The sequence below is a fragment of the Aeromonas sp. FDAARGOS 1417 genome, from assembly GCF_019046985.1.
Taxonomy (GTDB): Bacteria; Pseudomonadota; Gammaproteobacteria; order Enterobacterales; family Aeromonadaceae; genus Aeromonas; species Aeromonas veronii.
The window spans coordinates 3,052,508-3,070,399 of sequence record NZ_CP077221.1 but is presented as its reverse complement, the minus strand read 5'-3'; the positions used below and the strand labels follow the sequence as shown (position 1 = coordinate 3,070,399).

The 17,892-nt window shown below is 57.6% G+C and carries 18 protein-coding genes; 13 read left to right on the top strand and 5 right to left on the bottom strand.

The features are described from left to right. Positions 1-414, bottom strand: coding sequence for an Hsp20 family protein (locus tag I6L47_RS14095; protein ID WP_005339298.1), 414 nt, complete (start codon positions 412-414; stop codon positions 1-3). 280 nt (positions 415-694) lie between these two features. Here I6L47_RS14095 and I6L47_RS14090 point away from each other — a divergent pair, with 280 nt between their 5' ends. The 5 genes from I6L47_RS14090 to I6L47_RS14070 all read left to right on the top strand — a co-directional run bounded on the left by I6L47_RS14090 (position 695) and on the right by I6L47_RS14070 (position 5,118). Then, a complete protein-coding gene (locus tag I6L47_RS14090) occupies positions 695-1,465 on the top strand; it encodes an MBL fold metallo-hydrolase (protein WP_216947653.1) in 771 nt (256 codons plus the stop codon). A 91-nt stretch (positions 1,466-1,556) separates the two neighbouring features. Continuing rightward, positions 1,557-2,516 carry a helix-turn-helix domain-containing protein gene (locus I6L47_RS14085; RefSeq protein ID WP_216947652.1) on the top strand — a complete coding sequence of 320 codons (960 nt, stop codon included), beginning with the start codon at positions 1,557-1,559 and terminating at the stop codon, positions 2,514-2,516. 65 nt (positions 2,517-2,581) lie between these two features. Continuing rightward, the gene (locus I6L47_RS14080) at positions 2,582-3,286 is read left to right on the top strand and encodes a YafY family protein (protein WP_216947651.1); all 705 of its coding nucleotides are present in this window, start codon (positions 2,582-2,584) and stop codon (positions 3,284-3,286) included. Positions 3,287-3,375: 89 nt separating this feature from the next. Further along, complete coding sequence (locus tag I6L47_RS14075; protein ID WP_254204746.1) at positions 3,376-4,149, top strand: alpha/beta fold hydrolase; 774 nt, start codon at positions 3,376-3,378, stop codon at positions 4,147-4,149. A 204-nt stretch (positions 4,150-4,353) separates the two neighbouring features. After that, positions 4,354-5,118 (top strand): GNAT family N-acetyltransferase, encoded by a 765-nt coding sequence (locus I6L47_RS14070; protein ID WP_216947650.1) that lies wholly within the window; start codon positions 4,354-4,356, stop codon positions 5,116-5,118. Between the two features lie 68 nt (positions 5,119-5,186). Here I6L47_RS14070 and gyrB read toward each other — a convergent pair whose 3' ends face one another. The 4 genes from gyrB to dnaA form a co-directional block, all read right to left on the bottom strand. Further along, positions 5,187-7,598, bottom strand: a complete 2,412-nt coding sequence (gene gyrB / locus I6L47_RS14065) for a DNA topoisomerase (ATP-hydrolyzing) subunit B (protein WP_005357188.1) — start codon at positions 7,596-7,598, stop codon at positions 5,187-5,189. Beyond that, positions 7,595-8,698 (bottom strand): DNA replication/repair protein RecF, encoded by a 1,104-nt coding sequence (recF, locus tag I6L47_RS14060; RefSeq protein ID WP_216947649.1) that lies wholly within the window; start codon positions 8,696-8,698, stop codon positions 7,595-7,597. Before recF ends, gyrB begins: the two co-directional genes overlap by 4 nt. Before the next feature lie 2 nt (positions 8,699-8,700). Beyond that, positions 8,701-9,804: a DNA polymerase III subunit beta gene (dnaN, locus tag I6L47_RS14055; protein WP_005339306.1), complete on the bottom strand. Its 1,104-nt coding sequence runs from the start codon at positions 9,802-9,804 to the stop codon at positions 8,701-8,703. An 83-nt stretch (positions 9,805-9,887) separates the two neighbouring features. Next, complete coding sequence (dnaA, locus tag I6L47_RS14050) at positions 9,888-11,258, bottom strand: chromosomal replication initiator protein DnaA (RefSeq protein ID WP_005339307.1); 1,371 nt, start codon at positions 11,256-11,258, stop codon at positions 9,888-9,890. A 311-nt stretch (positions 11,259-11,569) separates the two neighbouring features. Between dnaA and I6L47_RS14045 the strand changes: the two genes are divergently transcribed. The 8 genes from I6L47_RS14045 (at position 11,570) to mnmE (ending at position 17,836) form a co-directional block, all read left to right on the top strand. Beyond that, entirely contained in the window at positions 11,570-12,328 is a 759-nt protein-coding gene (locus tag I6L47_RS14045; RefSeq protein ID WP_005339308.1) for an amino acid ABC transporter substrate-binding protein, read from the top strand. Further along, positions 12,329-12,997, top strand: coding sequence for an amino acid ABC transporter permease (locus I6L47_RS14040; protein ID WP_019445518.1), 669 nt, complete (start codon positions 12,329-12,331; stop codon positions 12,995-12,997). A gap of 12 nt (positions 12,998-13,009) precedes the next feature. Continuing rightward, positions 13,010-13,744, top strand: a complete 735-nt coding sequence (locus I6L47_RS14035; protein ID WP_216947648.1) for an amino acid ABC transporter ATP-binding protein — start codon at positions 13,010-13,012, stop codon at positions 13,742-13,744. A gap of 270 nt (positions 13,745-14,014) precedes the next feature. Then, positions 14,015-14,149 carry a 50S ribosomal protein L34 gene (gene rpmH, locus I6L47_RS14030; RefSeq protein WP_005307156.1) on the top strand — a complete coding sequence of 45 codons (135 nt, stop codon included), beginning with the start codon at positions 14,015-14,017 and terminating at the stop codon, positions 14,147-14,149. Further along, entirely contained in the window at positions 14,149-14,508 is a 360-nt protein-coding gene (gene rnpA / locus I6L47_RS14025) for a ribonuclease P protein component (protein ID WP_005339313.1), read from the top strand. The genes rpmH and rnpA overlap by 1 nt, the downstream gene beginning before the upstream one ends. After that, on the top strand, positions 14,475-14,723 hold the full coding sequence (gene yidD / locus I6L47_RS14020; protein WP_010672280.1) for a membrane protein insertion efficiency factor YidD: 249 nt from the start codon (positions 14,475-14,477) through the stop codon (positions 14,721-14,723). The genes rnpA and yidD overlap by 34 nt, the downstream gene beginning before the upstream one ends. Before the next feature lie 5 nt (positions 14,724-14,728). Next, positions 14,729-16,375, top strand: a complete 1,647-nt coding sequence (yidC, locus tag I6L47_RS14015) for a membrane protein insertase YidC (protein WP_005355794.1) — start codon at positions 14,729-14,731, stop codon at positions 16,373-16,375. 99 nt (positions 16,376-16,474) lie between these two features. After that, entirely contained in the window at positions 16,475-17,836 is a 1,362-nt protein-coding gene (gene mnmE, locus I6L47_RS14010; RefSeq protein WP_019445516.1) for a tRNA uridine-5-carboxymethylaminomethyl(34) synthesis GTPase MnmE, read from the top strand. Positions 17,837-17,892: the final 56 nt, after the last annotated feature.

Here is a 17,892-nt window from a genome sequence, read left to right as displayed (position 1 = left end):
TCAGCCGTTGATCTCGATCTTGCGCGGCTTCATAGCCTCGGGCACTTCACGCACCAGTTCGATGTGCAGCAAGCCGTTTTTCAGGTCGGCCCCTTTCACCCGCACATAGTCGGCCAGCTGGAAGCGGCGCTCGAAACCACGTTCGGCGATCCCCTGATAGAGATAGTTGCGCCCGGTATCGGCCTGCTTGTTGCCCTTCACCGTCAACAGATTTTCCTGGAAGCTCAGCTCCAGCTCTTCCTGGGTAAAGCCTGCCACCGCCATGCTGATGCGGTAGTCGTTGTCACCCAGCTGCTCGATGTTGTAGGGGGGATAACCGGCATTGCCATTGCTGGCCGCAGATTCGATGAGATTGGCCAGACGATCGAAACCGATGGCAGAACGATAGAGCGGAGAAAAGTCGATAGAACGCATAGTATTACCCTCTTATGAGCGATAACGGATTGTTTGCCCTCCTTATGGACGGGCGCCTGGTCGAAACCTCTGTCGAGCGTTCCGGCCTTGTTACCTATATAGGGGCTCACTTTTTCCTTTCAAGGGGATTTTTTCAAATTTTTTAAATGGCCGCACCGACCTGTAGAACATCAACCTCTTGGCCCGATAGTGATGATAATCGACCCGTGGGCCACTGATGGCAATGCGCTCCGCACTCCATAATTGGTTGGATATCCACCAGCCAACATGGAGCCATCTCATGAAGATTACCCAGGTTCGTAACGCCACCTTGCTGCTCGACTATGCCGGCACCCGCTTTCTGATCGACCCCATGCTCTCGGCCAAGGGAGCCTTCCCCAGCTTTGAGGGCACCGCCAACAGCCATCTGCGCAATCCGCTGGTCGAGCTGCCGCTACCGATCGATGAGCTGGTCGATGTGGACGCCGTTATCGTCACTCACGACCATCCCGACCACTGGGATGACGCAGCCAGAGCCCTGCTCCCCAAGCATCTGCCGCTCTTGGTGCAACATCAGAAGGATGCCGATGCCATTCGTGCCAGTGGCTTTGAGGATGTGCGCCTGCTGAGCGACCAGCCCGAGTTTGCCGGCATTCGCCTGCAGCAGACCGGTGGCCAACACGGCAGCGACCAGTTGATGGCGGTACTGGGCGAGCGCATGGGAGAGGTATGCGGCGTGGTCTTCTCCCACCCCGATGAGCAGTGCCTCTATCTGGCTGGTGATACCATCTGGCATCCCACGGTCGAGCAAGCCCTGCAACAGCATCAACCCGAGGTCATCATCCTCAACTGCGGTGATGCACAGGTGCCCGGACTCGGTTCCATCATCATGGGCAAGGAGGATGTCGCCGCCGTATATCAGGCCGCACCGCAAGCCACGCTGATCGCCAGCCATATGGAGGCGGTCAACCACGCCGTGCTGTCACGCCAGGAGCTGCGCGACTATCTGGTGGACCGGGGCATGATGGATCGGGTACGTGTGCCGGAAGATGGCGAGGCGATATCGCAGTGATCCGCAGGAGGGTCATGCCAGACATGGCCCTTCGGCTTTCACTGCCGAACGCTTATGATGATAGGTCTGCGCGCAGAGAGGAGTCAACATAATGCCCACCCCGATCGTTGCCGTGGTGACCTTCGATCACTTCAGCCCTTTTCACTGCGCCGTCCCCTGCCTCATCTTCGGCGATATCCTGCCGGGCCAGCCGCTGTTCGAGCTCAAGATCTGCTGCGGTGATGGCAACCCTCATTCACACTCGGCGCAAGGCTTCACCATTCAGGCTCCTCATGGGCTGGAGGTGCTGGCCGAGGCGGAGAGCATCGTCATCCCCTTCTGGCACGACCCGGCAGCACGGCCACCCGCAGCGCTGCTCGATGCCCTGATTGCCGCCAGAGCCAGAGGTGCCCGACTGGTCGGGCTCTGTCTCGGCACCTATGTGCTCGCCTATGCCGGGCTGCTCAATGGTCGCAAGGCATCGACCCACTGGGAGTACGAACAGGATTTCTGCCACCGCTTTCCCTGCGTGCAGCTCGATACCAACGCCCTCTATGTGGATGACGAGGGGCTGGTCACCTCGGCAGGTACTGCCGCCGGGCTGGACTGCTGCCTCTATCTGGTGCGCCAGTACCACGGCTCGGCCATCGCCAACAAGGTGGCGCGGCGGCTGGTTATCCCGCCTCACCGGGAAGGGGGGCAGGCCCAGTTTATCGAGCAGCCGGTGCCCGCCTCCACCCGCGATGTCCGGATGAACCAGTTGCTCGACCACCTGCGTGCCCATCTGGCCGACCCTCACACCCTGGACTCTCTGGCAGATCTCACCCTGATGAGTCGACGCACCTTTACCCGCCGTTTTCATCAGGCAACCGGCCTCTCGGTGGGTGAATGGCTGCTGGCGGAGCGGCTCAGGCGCAGTCAGGAGCTGCTGGAAGTAAGCGGCCATTCCATCGACCGCATCGCCGAGCTGGTTGGCTTCAAGAGTGCCACCTCCCTGCGCAATCACTTTCGAGCCCGCTTTGCCATCTCCCCCAGCGAGTGGCGACGATCTTTTCGCGGAAACAATGTCTGATGACATCCTCTATACCCGCTCACTCCGCTATGGCAGGCTAACCAGAAATCCCGAGGAGTCATCCCATGTCCCGTTCCGAACGCCTGCTGGCCCTGCTCCAGCTGCTGCGCGGCCACCGTTACGCCATAACTGGCGCGGAGCTGGCCAACCAGCTTGGCATCAGCCTGCGCACCCTCTATCGGGATATCGCCACCCTGCAGGCGCAAGGTGCCCATATCGAGGGTGAACCCGGGATCGGCTATGTGCTGCGTCCCGGCTTCATGCTGCCGCCATTGATGTTCAGTGAAGAGGAGCTGGATGCGCTGGTGCTGGGGTCACGTTGGGTCGTCGCCCACGGTGACGGATCCTTGAGTGCATCGGCCAGCAGTGCGCTGGCCAAGATAGAAGCCGTGCTGCCAGCCGACTATCGCCAGCAGCTCCAGAGCAATGCCCTGCTGATCGGCACCTCCCGCAGCGACAGCCTCACCGATGAAGCCCCGCTGCGCAGTGCCATCCGCCAGCAACGCAAGGTGACCCTGATCTATCGGGATCTCAAGGATGAGGCCTCTGAGCGCACCGTCTGGCCCTTTGCCCTCGGCTACTTCGAACAGGTGCGGGTACTGGTGGCCTGGTGCGAACTGCGTCAGGGTTTTCGCCACTTTCGGGTCGATCGCATTACCCAGATGCAGCCGCAAGATTGCCGCTATCCAAAAAGCAGAGAGAGCCTGCTGAAGGAGTGGCGCGCCACCCAGCAAATCCCGCAGCCGAAATTCATTGCTGACAGAAACTGACAGCAGGTAGCGCCATGCTGAGGGGGTCGGCGCAGATGTGCTATTTCATCTGTTAGGTCATATACATCGAAACGAGGTTGCTCAAAAACATGAACAATAAAAGTGGTTATATCGGCGTCAACGGTGGTGAGTTGTATTACGAACATTCGGGTAATCCTGATGGTGAGCCTTTATTGATGCTTCATGGTGGCCTTGGTTCCCTTAATGAACTAATACCCATTCAAAGATATGTTGCCATGGATTATCAGTTGATCAGTGTAGATTTCCGTGGCCATGGAAAATCCCCTCTAGGTAGTAAGCCACTGAGTTACTTGCAGTATCAGCAAGATATCCAAACACTCCTCGACTATCTGGGCGTTGATAAATATTCAATATTTGGCTTTAGTGATGGTGGTATCGTAGGTTATCGACTAGCCGTACAAGAACCCGATAGCGTTTCTTGTTTGGTTACACTTGGTGCAACGTGGCGATTAGAGCCTGATGATCCATCACTCGGGTTGCTAAGCGGCCTAACAGCAGACTTTTGGATTTCAAAGTTTGCCGATGATGTCGCGCTATATAAGGTGTCAAATCCCGAGCCTGATTTCCCAAAACTGGTCGATGCTGTAAAGGCTGTTTGGCTTGATACAACACCATCTGGCTACCCGAGTAACCTAGTTGAAAAAATTCGTTGTCCGACATTAATCATGAGGGGTGATAACGATGTCATATTTTCGCTTGAGGAGTCTGTCGCTTTAAAAGCAAAAATCGCAGATTCCAGTTTTGCCAATATTCCACTCGCGGCTCACTCAGCTCATCAAGAATCGCCTGAACTGGTAGGTAAAATGCTTCAACAGTTCATGTCACAGCATAAAAACTATTAACTCTTCCATAGCACACTGAATATAAAGAATCAGCTCTGTGCAAGTGAACTCATCATCAAAATGCCGAACATCAAATTCGGCATTTTCTTTATCTCAGCCCGATCGCCCATCCTTTCAACTGCCAGTGTTTCACGTGGAACGTCGGGCGGCATCCGGCTGGGCCGTCTGTGCTATCATCCCCGCTCCTTACTCTCTGGAGAAACAATGACCACTCGACATAATCCGCTCGAACTGTACCAGCCGGACAACAGCTCCCCCGATAAACTGAGCGAACGACAGCTGATGCTATTTGCCCTACTACAACAGCGTGAGCAGGAGTTTGGCTTCAACCAGAACGTAATCGTCCACTACCCGGAAGCGAGCTTTCTCACCGCTCCGCTCGATTATCTGGATCTGCTGATCCTGGAACAGCAGCAACAGGGTCACCTCATCAATGAGGTGGTGATACTCACCACTTACCCTCAGGTGCACATCCCACTGGTCGAGCGTGACTATCTGCATGAAGCGGTTCATATGCCCGCAGGTCCGGATCACACGGCAATCTTCAGATTGGATTATGGTGCTAATCCGGCAGGCAAAACCCTCTATATCGAGGCCGTCAATGAGCAGGACCCCAAGATCTGGCCGACCTTTGTGTTGATGTTGCGCGATGAGCATGGTGAGCTGCAGGGCGGCATGTCCGGATCAATCTGGACTCAGGATAAGCGGCGTTACGCCTATATTGGCACTGTGGTGGTGCAACCTGGGCAACCCGCAGGAACCGGCACCCTGCTCGCCAATACCGTGCTGGAGTACCTGACGCAGCAAGGGGTTTACGAGGTCAATCTCGGTACCCAGACCGCCGAGCCCTTCTATGCCAAACTGGGCTTCCAGACCATTCACCACATAGTGCCAGCGTTGCGTCACCGCACAGCTAGCGATGGCGCTGTGCTACCCCACAACCTGGTCATCATGAGCAAAATGCTCTGATAAAGCAGACTACAGATGTAAAAAAGCCGCTCTTGTGAGCGGCTTTTTATTGCAATCAGCGAGTCTGATTAGACGTCGAGGTTGGCTACGCGCAGGGCGTTGGTCTCGATAAAGTCACGACGGGGCTCAACGGCATCACCCATCAGGGTGGAGAAGAGCTGGTCAGCGCCTACGGCGTCGTCGATGGTGACGCGCAGCATGCGGCGGGCTTCCGGATCCATGGTGGTTTCCCACAGCTGGTCCGGGTTCATCTCACCCAGCCCTTTATAGCGCTGGATATAGATGCCGCGTTTGCCTTCGCCCATCAGCCACTCGACGGCTTCCACGAAGTTGGCAACCGGCTTCACCTTCTCGCCACGCTTGATGAAACCACCTTCCTCAATCAGGTTGGCGATCTCCTTGCCCAGCGAGACCAGTTGACGGTACTCACCGGATTGCAGGAAGTCGTAGCTGAGCGGGTATTCGCGATCGACCCCGTGCTGACGTACCACGGCGTGCGGCACGTACAGGCTGCGCTCTTCGTCACGACGAACCTGGATCTGGTACTGGATACCGTGGTTGCTCTCGTTGAGCACGGCTTCCATCCCCTGACACCAGGCCAGCAGATCGCTCTCGCTGTTCAGCAGCGCTTCGTTCAACTCCGGCTGATAGATCAGCTGGGTCAGCACGGCTTCCGGCGCACGACGAGACATGCGGGTGATCAGGTGAGTCACCGAGCGGTGCTGGTTGACCAGGCGCTCCAGTGCCTCGCCACCGATAGCCGGGGCAGACTCGTTGACGTGCAGAGTGGCACCATCCAGCGCCATGGCGGTCTGGTACTGCAGCAGCGCGTCTTCGTCTTTCAGGTACTGCTCCTGCTTGCCCTTTTTCACTTTGTAGAGCGGCGGCTGGGCGATGTAGACGTAGCCACGTTCGATGATTTCCGGCATCTGACGATAGAAGAAGGTCAGCAGCAGGGTTCGGATGTGCGCACCATCGACGTCCGCATCGGTCATGATGATGATGTTGTGATAGCGCAGCTTGTCCGGGTTGTACTCGTCGCGACCGATACCGCAACCCAGTGCGGTGATCAGGGTGCCCACCTCTTGCGAGGAGATCATCTTGTCGAAACGGGCCTTCTCCACGTTCAGGATTTTACCCTTGAGCGGCAGGATGGCCTGGTTCTTCCGGTTGCGGCCCTGCTTGGCAGAACCGCCAGCAGAGTCCCCTTCCACTATGTAGAGTTCGGAGAGAGCCGGGTCTTTTTCCTGACAGTCAGCCAGCTTGCCGGGCAGACCGGCGATATCCAGCGCGCCTTTGCGGCGGGTCAGTTCGCGAGCCTTGCGGGCCGCTTCGCGGGCACGGGCCGCATCGATGATCTTGTTGACCACGATCTTGGCATCGCCCGGGTTTTCCAGCAGGAAGTCAGCCAGCTTCTCACCCATCGCCTGTTCAACGGCGGTCTTCACTTCGGAAGAGACCAGCTTGTCCTTGGTCTGGGAGGAAAACTTGGGATCCGGCACCTTGACGGAGATAACGGCAATCAGACCTTCACGCACGTCGTCGCCACTGGCGGCAGACTTGGCCTTCTTGCTGTAGTCCTCTTTGTCCATATAGGAGTTCAGAGTACGGGTCAGCGCGGTACGGAAGCCAACGAGGTGAGTACCACCATCCCGCTGCGGGATGTTGTTGGTGAAGCAGTAGACCCCTTCCTGATAGGCGTCGTTCCACTGCATCGCCACTTCAACGCCGATACCATCCTGCTCGGTGGTGAAATGGAACACCTTCGGGTGGATCGGGGTCTTGTTCTGGTTCAGGTATTCAACGAATGCCTTGATGCCACCCTCGTAGCAGAAATGCGCCTCGCGGCCATCACGCTCGTCTTGCAGACGGATGGAGACACCGGAGTTGAGGAAGGAGAGCTCGCGCAGGCGCTTGGCCAGGATCTCGTAGTGGAACAGAGTATCGCTGAAAATGGCCGGGCTCGGCCAGAAGCGCACTTCGGTACCGGTGCCGGTGCTGTCGCCAATCTGCTTGAGCGGCGCTTGCGGCTCACCCAGATGATAGGTCTGCTCGTAGACGTGACCGTTACGACGAATGGTCAGCAACAGCTTGTCAGAGAGGGCGTTAACTACCGAGACACCCACGCCATGCAGGCCGCCGGATACCTTGTAGGAGTTGTCATCAAACTTACCGCCAGCGTGCAGCACGGTCATGATGACCTCTGCGGCGGAGCGGCCCTCCTCCTCGTGCATGTCTACCGGGATACCCCGGCCATTGTCACGCACAGAGACAGAACCGTCGGAATGGATCTTGACCAGAATATCGGAGCAGTAGCCAGCGAGCGCCTCGTCAATGGAGTTATCGACGACCTCGAACACCATGTGGTGCAGACCCGAGCCATCATCCGTATCGCCGATATACATCCCCGGGCGCTTGCGGACCGCATCCAGGCCCTTCAGCACCTTGATATTCGAGGAGTCGTAAGTATTTTCACTCATAGCTTACTCTCTGCCTTCTCTAACGTTTCGGAGATTTTACCCTGTTCCACGTGGAACAACTTGCAGTCATTCGCATCCATCATGTCTGCGAGCTGACCGGTGTCGATGGCGGTGATAAACACCTGGGACGCACACTGCTTTAGCCTTGTGGCCAGCAAGCGGCGCTTGTCGACATCCAGTTCAGAGGCAAAATCGTCAATTAAAAAAATACAGCCACGGCTGCTATGTTGATTCAAATAGAGCCCTTGGGCCAGTCGCATGGCGCAGACCAGCAACTTCAGCTGACCCCGGGACAAAATATCCTGAGCGGGTACCCCGTTCGCCTTGAGGCGCACATCGGCTTTCTGTGGACCGACACCGGTATAGCCCAGCGCCCGATCCCGCTCAAACCCCGCCTCCAGCAGATCGCCTAGGGGAGTATCTTTCTCCCAGCCCCGGTAAAAGCCGAGACTGATATCGAATTCCGGCAGAAAATCCGCCGTCATCTCCTTGATCAGGGGCGTAATGGCCTGACAATAACTGGCGCGAAACTCGGCCAGCTCACCCCCCAGCCGCACCAACTCCTGATCCCAGAACGCCAGCTGGCGATATTGGGTGCTCTGGCGCAGTAGCGCATTGCGCTGTTTCAGCAGCCGCCGCACTCGTCCCCAGAGGGCAAAGAAGGTCGGCTCCTGATGGAAAACACCCCAATCGAGCCAGGCGCGGCGAGCCTGAGGCCCGCCCGTCAGCAGGTTGAAGCCATCGGGATGGATCAACTGCACCGGCAACAGCTCCGCCAAATCGGCCAGCCGCTGGGCCTGTGCCCCGGCAATCTTGAGCTGGGTCTCGCCACTCTTGTCTTTGGCAAGACCGATCGGTACCTGACGCCCCTCCAGCTCGCACTGGGCAAACAGGGTAAATGCCCTCTCCCCCTGGCGGATAACCCGCCCGGTCAAATGAGTGCGAAAGGAGCGCCCCAGACCAAGGTAGTGAATGGCTTCCAGCACGCTGGTCTTGCCGCTGCCATTGCACCCGACCAGAATGTTGAGGCCGGGCGACAGCTTGAGACTGGCTTGCTGGATATTGCGAAAGTCGCTGAGCTGGAGTTTGACCAGGGACACGACTAGATCCGCATCGGCATCACCACATACTGAGCATCCTGATGTTCAAAATCCTCAATAATGGCACTGCTGATGGAATCGCTCAGGCTAATCCGAATTTGGTCACATTTTAACGTATTCAGCACGTCCAGCACATAAGAGACGTTAAAGCCGATCTCCATCTCGCCAGCGGCATATTGTACGTCAAGCAGCTCTTCGGCTTCTTCCTGTTCCGGGTTGTTGGCGGTGATGCGCAGCAGGTTTTCCTGCAGATTGAGACGCACCCCACGGAATTTCTCGTTGGAGAGGATGGCGGCACGGGCAAACGCCTGACGCAGATCCTCACGGCCGGCGATGAGCGCCTTGTCGCTGTTGCGCGGAATGACGCGGCGCCAGTCCGGGAAGCGGCCATCCACCAGCTTGGAGGTGAAGATGAAGCCGTCCAGCGCAGCACGCAGGTTGCTGCGGCCGATCTGCAGACGTACCGGCTTGTCTTCTGCTTCCAGCAGACGCACCAGCTCCAGTACCCCTTTGCGCGGCAGGATAACCTGATGATCGGGCAGCGATTCCCCTACTACCTCGCGGCGGCAGGTGGCCAGACGGTGACCGTCGGTCGCCACGGTGCGCAGACCGTGACCTTCGCTCTCGAACAGCATGCCGTTCAGGTAGTAACGCACGTCCTGACTGGCCATGGAGAACTGGGTCGCATCGATCAGCTTCTTCAGCTCCAGCTGGCTGATATCGAACTCGAGCACGGATTCCCAATCCTCGATGTTCGGATACTCGGTCGCCGGCAGGGTCGAGAGGTTGAAGCGGGAGCGACCGGACCGGATGATCAGGCGCTCGCCTTCGGTATTGAGACGGATCTCGGCGCCTTCCGGCAGACCACGGCAGATATCCAGCAGCTTGCGCGCCGGTACTGTGGTGCGGCCATCTTCGCTGGCCCCATTCAGATAGACCTGACCGATCATCTCTACTTCGAGATCGGTACCGGTCAGTGACAGCAGACCATTGCTGACATCAAGCAGCACGTTGCCGAGGATCGGCAGGGTCGGTCGGCCGCCGAGGGCGCCGGACACCAGTTGCAGAGGACGTAACAGGGCCTCACGGCTAATTTCGAGCTGCATCTGTGCTCTCCGTTGTGATTAGGAGGAAAAGATTCGGATCAGGTTGGAATATTCGCGCTGCATCTGTCCACTCGATTCCGTTATCAGGAAGAAAGGGTACGGATCAGGTTGGAATAGTCCTCCTTGATGTCGTGACTCTCCTCCTTCAGCTGCTCGATCTTGCGGCAGGCATGAAGAACGGTAGTGTGGTCACGGCCACCAAAGGCATCACCTATCTCCGGCAAACTGTGGTTGGTCAGCTCCTTGGCCAGTGCCATCGCCAGCTGGCGCGGACGGGCAACGGAGCGGGAACGACGCTTGGAGAGCAGATCCGCCAGCTTGATCTTGTAGTACTCCGCCACCGTCTTCTGGATATTGTCGATGGTGACCAGCTTCTCCTGCAGTGCCAACAGGTCGCGCAGCGCTTCGCGCACGAAATCGATGTTGATGGCACGGCCGGTGAAGTTGGCGTTGGCGATCACCCGGTTGAGGGCACCTTCCAATTCACGGACGTTGGATCGCAGACGTTTGGCAATGAAGAAGGCCACTTCGTCCGGCAGATGGATCTGGTTCTCGTCTGCCTTGCGCATCAGGATCGCGACGCGGGTCTCCAGCTCCGGCGGCTCGATCGCCACGGTCAGGCCCCAGCCGAAGCGGGACTTGAGGCGATCCTCGACACCGTTGATCTCCTTCGGATAGCGATCCGAGGTCAGGATGATCTGCTGGTTACCTTCCAGCAAGGCATTGAAGGTATGGAAGAACTCCTCCTGGGAGCGCTCCTTGTTGGCGAAGAACTGGATGTCATCGATGAGTAGGGCATCGACGCTGCGGTAGTAACGCTTGAACTCTTCAATGGCGTTGTTTTGCAGCGCTTTCACCATGTCCTGAACAAACCGCTCGGAGTGCATATAGATGACTTTGGCATCTTTTTTACTCTCCTTGATGGCATTGCCAACGGCGTGCAGCAGGTGGGTTTTACCCAGGCCGGTGCCGCCATAGAGGAACAACGGGTTGTAAGCACCACCCGGATTGTCCGCTACCTGACGGGCAGCCGCACGCGCCAACTGGTTGGACTTACCCTCGACGAAATTCTCGAAGGTATAGTTCACGTTGGTGTTGCTCTTGTGGTTCGGCTCGGGCTTGGCTTCAGCCTTGCTTTCCCAGCTCTTCTGCAAGTTATTCACAGGCGCGGCACCCTGTACCGGCGCTCTGGCGACAGCAACAGGATGGGGACGATTGCCTATATCAAAACGCAGGGCGGGGCCGTCGACCCCGCAGAGTTCGTTGATGATGCCGTTAACCCGGATGAGATACTTGTCTCGTACCCAGTCCAGAACAAAGCGATTCGGTGCATACAGGGTCAGAGTATTGTCACTCAACTCCGCTTGAAGCGGCCGGATCCACATGCTGAATTCTGCCGAGGGCAACTCATCTTGCAGCCGGTTAAGGCACTGCTGCCATAGCGAAGCAGTCACTCTAAACTCCTGTCGATTGATTAACTAAAGACCGGCTATTCTACGTTTTTAGCCGCCGGATCTCCAGCCATCGCCCGGTGGATCCAGCAAATAAGATCCTTGACTTTCAAGGATCCAGCGCCTTTGGATCGGATTTCATCCCCAAAGTTACCCACAGCTTGATCCACCGTCCGGATTGGTCGATCCCGTGCTTCTCTCCTGTTATTTCATATAACCAAATGTCATTTATTTTTTAAATTTTATTCCAATAACATCAGGGCCAAACCAGTTATTACAACTACAAATACAAGACATTGAGAGAGAGAAACACCATGAAAACATCCATCAAACTGATTTCCGGCGCAGCCATCCTGCTCGCCACCCTGTCCGGTCAGGCCATCGCCCAGGAGACCATCAAGGTCGGCATGTCTGGCAAATATTTCCCGTTCACCTTCGTCAAGCAGGACAAGCTGCAGGGCTTTGAAGTGGATATGTGGAACCAGATCGGCGAGCGCACCGGCTACAAGGTCGAATTCGTGACCGCCAGCTTCTCCGGCCTGTTCGGCATGCTGGAAACCGGCCGCATCGACACCATCTCCAACCAGATCACCATCACCGACGAGCGCAAGGCGAAGTACGACTTCTCCCAGCCTTACGTCTATGACGGCGCCCAGATCGTAGTACGCAAGGGCAACAGCACCATCCACGGTATCAAGGATCTGGAAGGCAAGAAGGTGGCCGTGAACCTGGGTTCCAACTTCGAAGAGCTGCTGCGCAAGAACGACCCGAACAAGAAGATCGACATCCGCACCTATGACTCCGCCTTCGAGCAGGATGTCGCCCTGGGTCGCATCGATGCCTTCGTGATGGACCGCGTCTCCACCGCCCAGCTGATCAAAGAGTCCAAGCTGCCGCTGCAACAGGCTGGCGCACCGTTCGAGACAATCGAGAACGCCCTGCCCTTCCTGAAGACCCCGGAGAAACAGGCGCTGCTGAAGAAGGTCGACGAGGCCCTGACCGCCATGCGCAAGGATGGCTCCCTGCGTCAGATCTCCGAGAAATGGTTCGCTTCCGACATCACCGACAAATAAATGATGGAATTTGACCTCGAATACACGCTGGGGCTGTTTCCCATCCTGCTCAAATACCTGGGCACCACGATGGAAATGGCCCTGTGGGGATTCGTGCTGGCACTCGTACTCTCGCTGGCCCTGGCGATAGTACGGGTGTTTCGCGTCCCCGCGATTCACTGGCTGGCGATGCTCTATATCTCGTTCTTTCGGGGTACACCGCTTCTCGTTCAGCTGTTCCTGCTCTACTACGGACTGCCGCAACTATTCCCGATCTTCGTGGGGATGGATGCCTTTACCGCCGCCATCGTCGGTCTGACCCTGCACTTCGCCGCCTACATGGCCGAGTCGATCCGCGCAGCCATCCTCGGCATTCACAAAAGCCAGATGGAAGCGGCGCTCAGTATCGGCATGAGCCGTTATCAGGCGATGCAGCGGATCATCCTGCCGCAGGCGGCACGCATCGCCACCCCGTCGCTGATGAACTACTTCATCGACATGATCAAGAGCACCTCGCTGGCCTTCACGCTGGGAGTGGCCGAGATCATGGGCAAGGCACAGATGGAAGCCTCCTCCTCCTTCAAGTTCTTCGAGAGCTTTATGGCGGTGGCGCTGATCTACTGGGTGGTGGTGATCTTCTTTACCCGCTTGCAGCATCTGCTGGAAGTCCGTCTTAACCGTGCCTATTAAAGGAGGGCTCTCATGATCAAGCTAACCGGCCTCTCCAAGGCATATCACGGCAATCAGGTGCTCAACGGCATCGATCTGGAGGTCAAAAAGGGGGAAATTGTCGTCATCATCGGCCCCTCCGGCACCGGCAAGTCGACTCTGTTGCGCTGCCTGAACCTGCTGGAGACCCCGGATGCGGGCACCCTGGCCATCGACGATCTCGAGCTCAATCTGGCCAAGGCCAGTGAACAGCAGGCGATCGAGCTGCGCAAGCGGGCCTCCTTCGTGTTCCAGAACTACGCCCTGTTTGCCAACAAAACAGCACTCGACAACATCGCCGAAGGGCTGATCACCGTCTGGAAGCAGCCAAAAGCGGAGGCCCGCGCCACAGCGCTCGGCATCCTCAAGGACATTGGTCTTGTCGACAAGCAGGATGCCTATCCGGCCTCCCTCTCCGGCGGCCAGCAACAACGGGTCGGCATTGGCCGCGCCATGGCGGCCCACTCCAAGGTGATCCTGTTTGACGAGCCCACCTCGGCCCTCGATCCCGAGTGGGTCGACGAGGTTTTGGGACTGATGAAAGAGTTGGCCCGCCAGCACCAGACCATGGTGGTAGTGACCCATGAGATTGAATTTGCTCGTGATGTTGCCGATCGGGTGATCTTCATGGAAGGAGGGCGGATCGTCGAGCAGGGCCCGCCGGATCAGATATTGGTCGATCCCAAGGATCCCCGTACCCGGGAGTTCTTGCGGAAAGTCCTTAAATAGCTCTCTCTTTGGCGGCCTAGCCGCCTTTTTTATTGAGGGATCCCTTGTTTAACCCCGGGTTGCCAGTATAATCCGGAGCCCTTGATCCTCTGGATCCTCACGCTCGGCAGCGGCCTTTTCAAGACCACGGCAGGATGAGAGGGAACGGCGGATTGACTAAAAGCCGAACTCTGTTTAGAATTCGGCCTCTTTTGCTAGTCGTCACACGCTATAGCTGGCGCGTCGGCTAAGTGTGACAATCAAAACTGTACAGAAATACGGAATCGAATCATGAAACGTACTTTTCAACCGTCCAACCTGAAGCGCAAGCGCTCTCACGGTTTCCGCGCCCGCATGGCAACTGCCAACGGTCGTAAAGTTCTGGCCGCTCGTCGTGCCAAGGGTCGTGCCCGTCTGGTAGTTTAATGCCTACCCAGCACACCTTCTCTCGGGAGTTACGTCTGTTAACTCCCGAACACTTCAAACGCGTTTTCGCCGAGCCTGTCCGGGCTGCTTCCCCGCAAATTACGCTTCTCGCCTGCCCCAATTCACTCGAACACTCTCGTCTTGGTCTCGCTGTGCCCAAAAAAGCACTCAAGCGTGCCGTCTGGCGTAACCGTGTCAAACGGGTGGTCCGGGAAAGTTTCCGCCTCAAACAACATCAGCTGCCCGCTATCGACATCGTGGTGATCGCCAAGGCCGGTGTGAAAGAGATGGATAACGAGGAACTGTTCAAGTTACTGGAAAAGCTATGGCGCACTCTGTCACGCCGTTGCAATGGGTAGCTATCAAACTGATACGCCTGTATCAGCTAATCATTAGCCCTCTGCTCGGGCCGCGCTGCCGTTTTACTCCAACTTGTTCCCAATTTGCGATAGAAGCCATCCGACTTCACGGTTTCATAAAAGGCGTTTGGTTAGCTAGCAAACGTCTATTAAAATGCCATCCCTTATCCGAGGGTGGTTATGACCCGGTTCCGCAACCAAAGCGAAGAAACTGAAGACTATGGAATCACAACGCAATCTACTCCTGATCGGTTTGCTGTTCGTGAGCTTTCTGCTCTGGCAACAGTGGGAGTCCGACAAGGCTCCGAAGCCGGCCCCGACTACCGTGGCCCAAACCGAACATTTCGTACCTGAAGCCGGTCAGACCGGTGATATTCCTCAGGTTTCCGAGCAAGCCAACGCGACTGCCGCACGCAAGCTGATCACCGTCTCCTCTGACGTGCTCAAGCTGACCCTGGATACCCAGGGTGGTGACGTCGTGTCTGCCGAACTGCTGTCTCACAAACTGGAAGAGGGCAAGGACCAACCGTTCGTGCTGCTGACCAGCAAGCCTGAGCACCTCTATATCGCCCAGAGCGGTCTGGTGGGTCGCAACGGTCCGGACAGTCAGGCCGAAGGTCGTCCTACCTATGAAGCCGCCCAGACCAGCTATCAGCTGGCCGATGGTCAGGATCAAGTCGTCGTTCCGATGACCTGGACCGACAGCAAGGGCGTAGTCTTCACCAAGGAGTTCATCCTCAAGCGTGGCGACTATGCCGTTGGCGTTGATTACAAGATCGACAACAAATCTGCCGAGCCGGTTCAGGTGCAGTTCTATGGTCAGCTGAAACAGACCGTAGCAACGCCGAAGGATCAGGAAGGTCATGCCATGGTAGCCAGCGCTTACCGTGGTGGTGCCTTCTCCACTGAAGATACCCGCTACAAGAAGTACACCTTCGACGAGATGAAGGATGCCGACCTGAACAAGACCACCAAGGGTGGTTGGGTCGCCATGCTGCAACACTACTTCGTCTCTGCCTGGGCACCGAATGCCGACGATACCAACAGCTTCTACAGCCGCGTGATCCCTGGTAAAGGCCAGGCCATCATCGGTTACAAGGCGCCGCTGGTTGACGTGGCTGCCGGCCAACAGGCTGAAGTGACCAGCAAGCTGTGGGTTGGTCCCAAGCTGCAAGACCAGATGGCCAAGGTGGCTAACCACCTCGACCTGACCGTCGACTACGGCTGGCTGTGGTTCATCGCCCAACCGCTGCACTGGCTGCTGACAGTGTTCCACGGTTTCGTCCAGAACTGGGGTCTGGCCATCATCATGCTGACCCTGCTGGTGCGCGGCATCATGTTCCCGCTGACCAAGGCCCAGTACACCTCCATGGCCAAGATGCGCATGCTGCAACCCAAGATTGCGGCCCTGCGCGAGCGCTTCGGCGATGACCGCCAGAAGATGTCTCAGGGCATGATGGAGCTGTACAAGAAGGAGAAGGTCAACCCGCTGGGTGGCTGCCTGCCGATCCTGGTTCAGATGCCGATCTTCATCGCCCTTTACTGGGCACTGATGGAGTCCGTTGAGCTGCGTCACGCGCCGTTTGCCTTGTGGATCACTGACCTGTCAGTGAAGGACCCCTTCTTCGTGCTGCCAATCCTCATGGGTGCCTCCATGTGGTATCTGCAGAAGATGAGCCCGACCACCGTAACCGACCCGATGCAGCAGAAAGTGATGCAGTTCATGCCGATCATCTTCACTTTCATGTTCCTCTGGTTCCCGGCTGGCCTGACTCTCTACTGGCTGGTGAGCAACGTCATCTCCATCATCCAGCAGACCATCATCTATCGTCAGCTGGAGAAGAAAGGACTGCATTCACGCAGCTAATCTTCCCGTGATGACAAAAGAGGCGGCCTTCGGGCCGCCTTTTTTATTACAATGTCTCCCACTACGTTTTCCTATCAGCGAACAAACGAGCCAAGCAAGATGACAACAGATACGATCGTGGCCCAGGCCACCGCGCCAGGCCGTGGTGGCGTCGGCATAGTCCGGGTCTCCGGCCCCGCCGCCGAACAGGTCGCCGGGATAGTGCTCGGCAAGCTCCCGCGGGTGCGCTACGCCGAATATCTGCCGTTCAAGGATGAGCAAGGCCAGGTACTGGATCAGGGCATCGCCCTGCTGTTCAAAGCCCCCAACAGCTTCACCGGCGAGGATGTGCTGGAGCTGCAGGGCCACGGCGGTCCCGTCATCATGGACATGCTGATCCGCCGCATTCTGAAAATCGATGGCATCCGCCCTGCCCGCCCCGGCGAGTTCAGCGAGCGCGCCTTCATCAACGACAAGCTGGATCTGGCCCAGGCCGAAGCTATCGCTGACCTTATTGAAGCCTCCAGCGAACAGGCCGCCCGCAGCGCCATGCACTCCCTGCAGGGGCAGTTCTCCAGCAAAATCCAGCAACTGGTGGAGAGCCTGATCCGGCTGCGCATCTATGTGGAAGCGGCCATCGACTTCCCGGACGAGGAGATCGACTTCCTCTCCGACGGCAAGGTGGCGGGCGACCTCTACGCCATCATGTCCGAGCTGGACGACGTGCGCGGGGAAGCCAAGCAGGGCGCCCTGCTGCGGGAAGGGATGAAGGTGGTGATCGCCGGTCGTCCCAACGCCGGCAAATCGAGCCTGCTCAACGCTCTGGCAGGCCGTGAGTCAGCCATCGTCACCGAGATTGCCGGTACCACCCGCGACGTGTTGCGCGAGCACATCCATCTCGATGGCATGCCGCTGCACATCATCGACACCGCCGGCCTGCGCGACACCCAGGACAAGGTGGAGCAGATCGGTATCGAGCGCGCCTGGGCCGAGATCGAGCAGGCCGATCGGGTGCTGTTTATGGTGGATGGCACCACCACGGACGCGGTCGACCCGCGGGAAATTTGGCCGGAATTTGTTGATCGGTTGCCAAAAAACATCGGCCTCACCGTCATTCGCAACAAGGCCGATCTGACAGGCGAGGATCTGGCACCGAGCCAGGAGCAGGGCCACGCCGTCTACCGCATCTCCGCCAAAACCGAGCTGGGGCTGCCCGCCCTGCGCGAGCACCTGAAAGCCTGCATGGGCTTCCAGGGCAATACCGAAGGGGGCTTTATGGCCCGCCGCCGCCATCTGGATGCGCTGGAGCGTGCCGCCGAGCGCCTGCTGGTGGCCAAGGAGCAGCTGGAAGTGTTCGTGGCCGGTGAGCTGGTGGCCGAAGAGTTGCGCCTGGCGCAGGAGTCCCTCTCCGAGATCACCGGTGAATTCAGCTCCGACGATCTGCTGGGCCGCATCTTCTCCAGCTTCTGCATCGGCAAGTAAGCCGGTCTGGCAGACAACAAAAAGCCCGGGTTCATCCCGGGCTTTTTGTTGTGCAT

What these genes read in the sequence shown, in the direction of transcription:
- I6L47_RS14095 (WP_005339298.1), bottom strand. Translation starts at nt 414, where the DNA reads ATGCGTTCTATCGACTTTTCTCCGCTCTATCGTTCTGCCATCGGTTTC.
- I6L47_RS14090 (WP_216947653.1), top strand. Translation starts at nt 695, where the DNA reads ATGAAGATTACCCAGGTTCGTAACGCCACCTTGCTGCTCGACTATGCC.
- I6L47_RS14085 (WP_216947652.1), top strand. Translation starts at nt 1,557, where the DNA reads ATGCCCACCCCGATCGTTGCCGTGGTGACCTTCGATCACTTCAGCCCT.
- I6L47_RS14080 (WP_216947651.1), top strand. Translation starts at nt 2,582, where the DNA reads ATGTCCCGTTCCGAACGCCTGCTGGCCCTGCTCCAGCTGCTGCGCGGC.
- I6L47_RS14075 (WP_254204746.1), top strand. Translation starts at nt 3,376, where the DNA reads ATGAACAATAAAAGTGGTTATATCGGCGTCAACGGTGGTGAGTTGTAT.
- I6L47_RS14070 (WP_216947650.1), top strand. Translation starts at nt 4,354, where the DNA reads ATGACCACTCGACATAATCCGCTCGAACTGTACCAGCCGGACAACAGC.
- gyrB (WP_005357188.1), bottom strand. Translation starts at nt 7,598, where the DNA reads ATGAGTGAAAATACTTACGACTCCTCGAATATCAAGGTGCTGAAGGGC.
- dnaN (WP_005339306.1), bottom strand. Translation starts at nt 9,804, where the DNA reads ATGCAGCTCGAAATTAGCCGTGAGGCCCTGTTACGTCCTCTGCAACTG.
- I6L47_RS14045 (WP_005339308.1), top strand. Translation starts at nt 11,570, where the DNA reads ATGAAAACATCCATCAAACTGATTTCCGGCGCAGCCATCCTGCTCGCC.
- I6L47_RS14040 (WP_019445518.1), top strand. Translation starts at nt 12,329, where the DNA reads ATGATGGAATTTGACCTCGAATACACGCTGGGGCTGTTTCCCATCCTG.
- I6L47_RS14035 (WP_216947648.1), top strand. Translation starts at nt 13,010, where the DNA reads ATGATCAAGCTAACCGGCCTCTCCAAGGCATATCACGGCAATCAGGTG.
- rpmH (WP_005307156.1), top strand. Translation starts at nt 14,015, where the DNA reads ATGAAACGTACTTTTCAACCGTCCAACCTGAAGCGCAAGCGCTCTCAC.
- rnpA (WP_005339313.1), top strand. Translation starts at nt 14,149, where the DNA reads ATGCCTACCCAGCACACCTTCTCTCGGGAGTTACGTCTGTTAACTCCC.
- yidD (WP_010672280.1), top strand. Translation starts at nt 14,475, where the DNA reads ATGGCGCACTCTGTCACGCCGTTGCAATGGGTAGCTATCAAACTGATA.
- yidC (WP_005355794.1), top strand. Translation starts at nt 14,729, where the DNA reads ATGGAATCACAACGCAATCTACTCCTGATCGGTTTGCTGTTCGTGAGC.
- mnmE (WP_019445516.1), top strand. Translation starts at nt 16,475, where the DNA reads ATGACAACAGATACGATCGTGGCCCAGGCCACCGCGCCAGGCCGTGGT.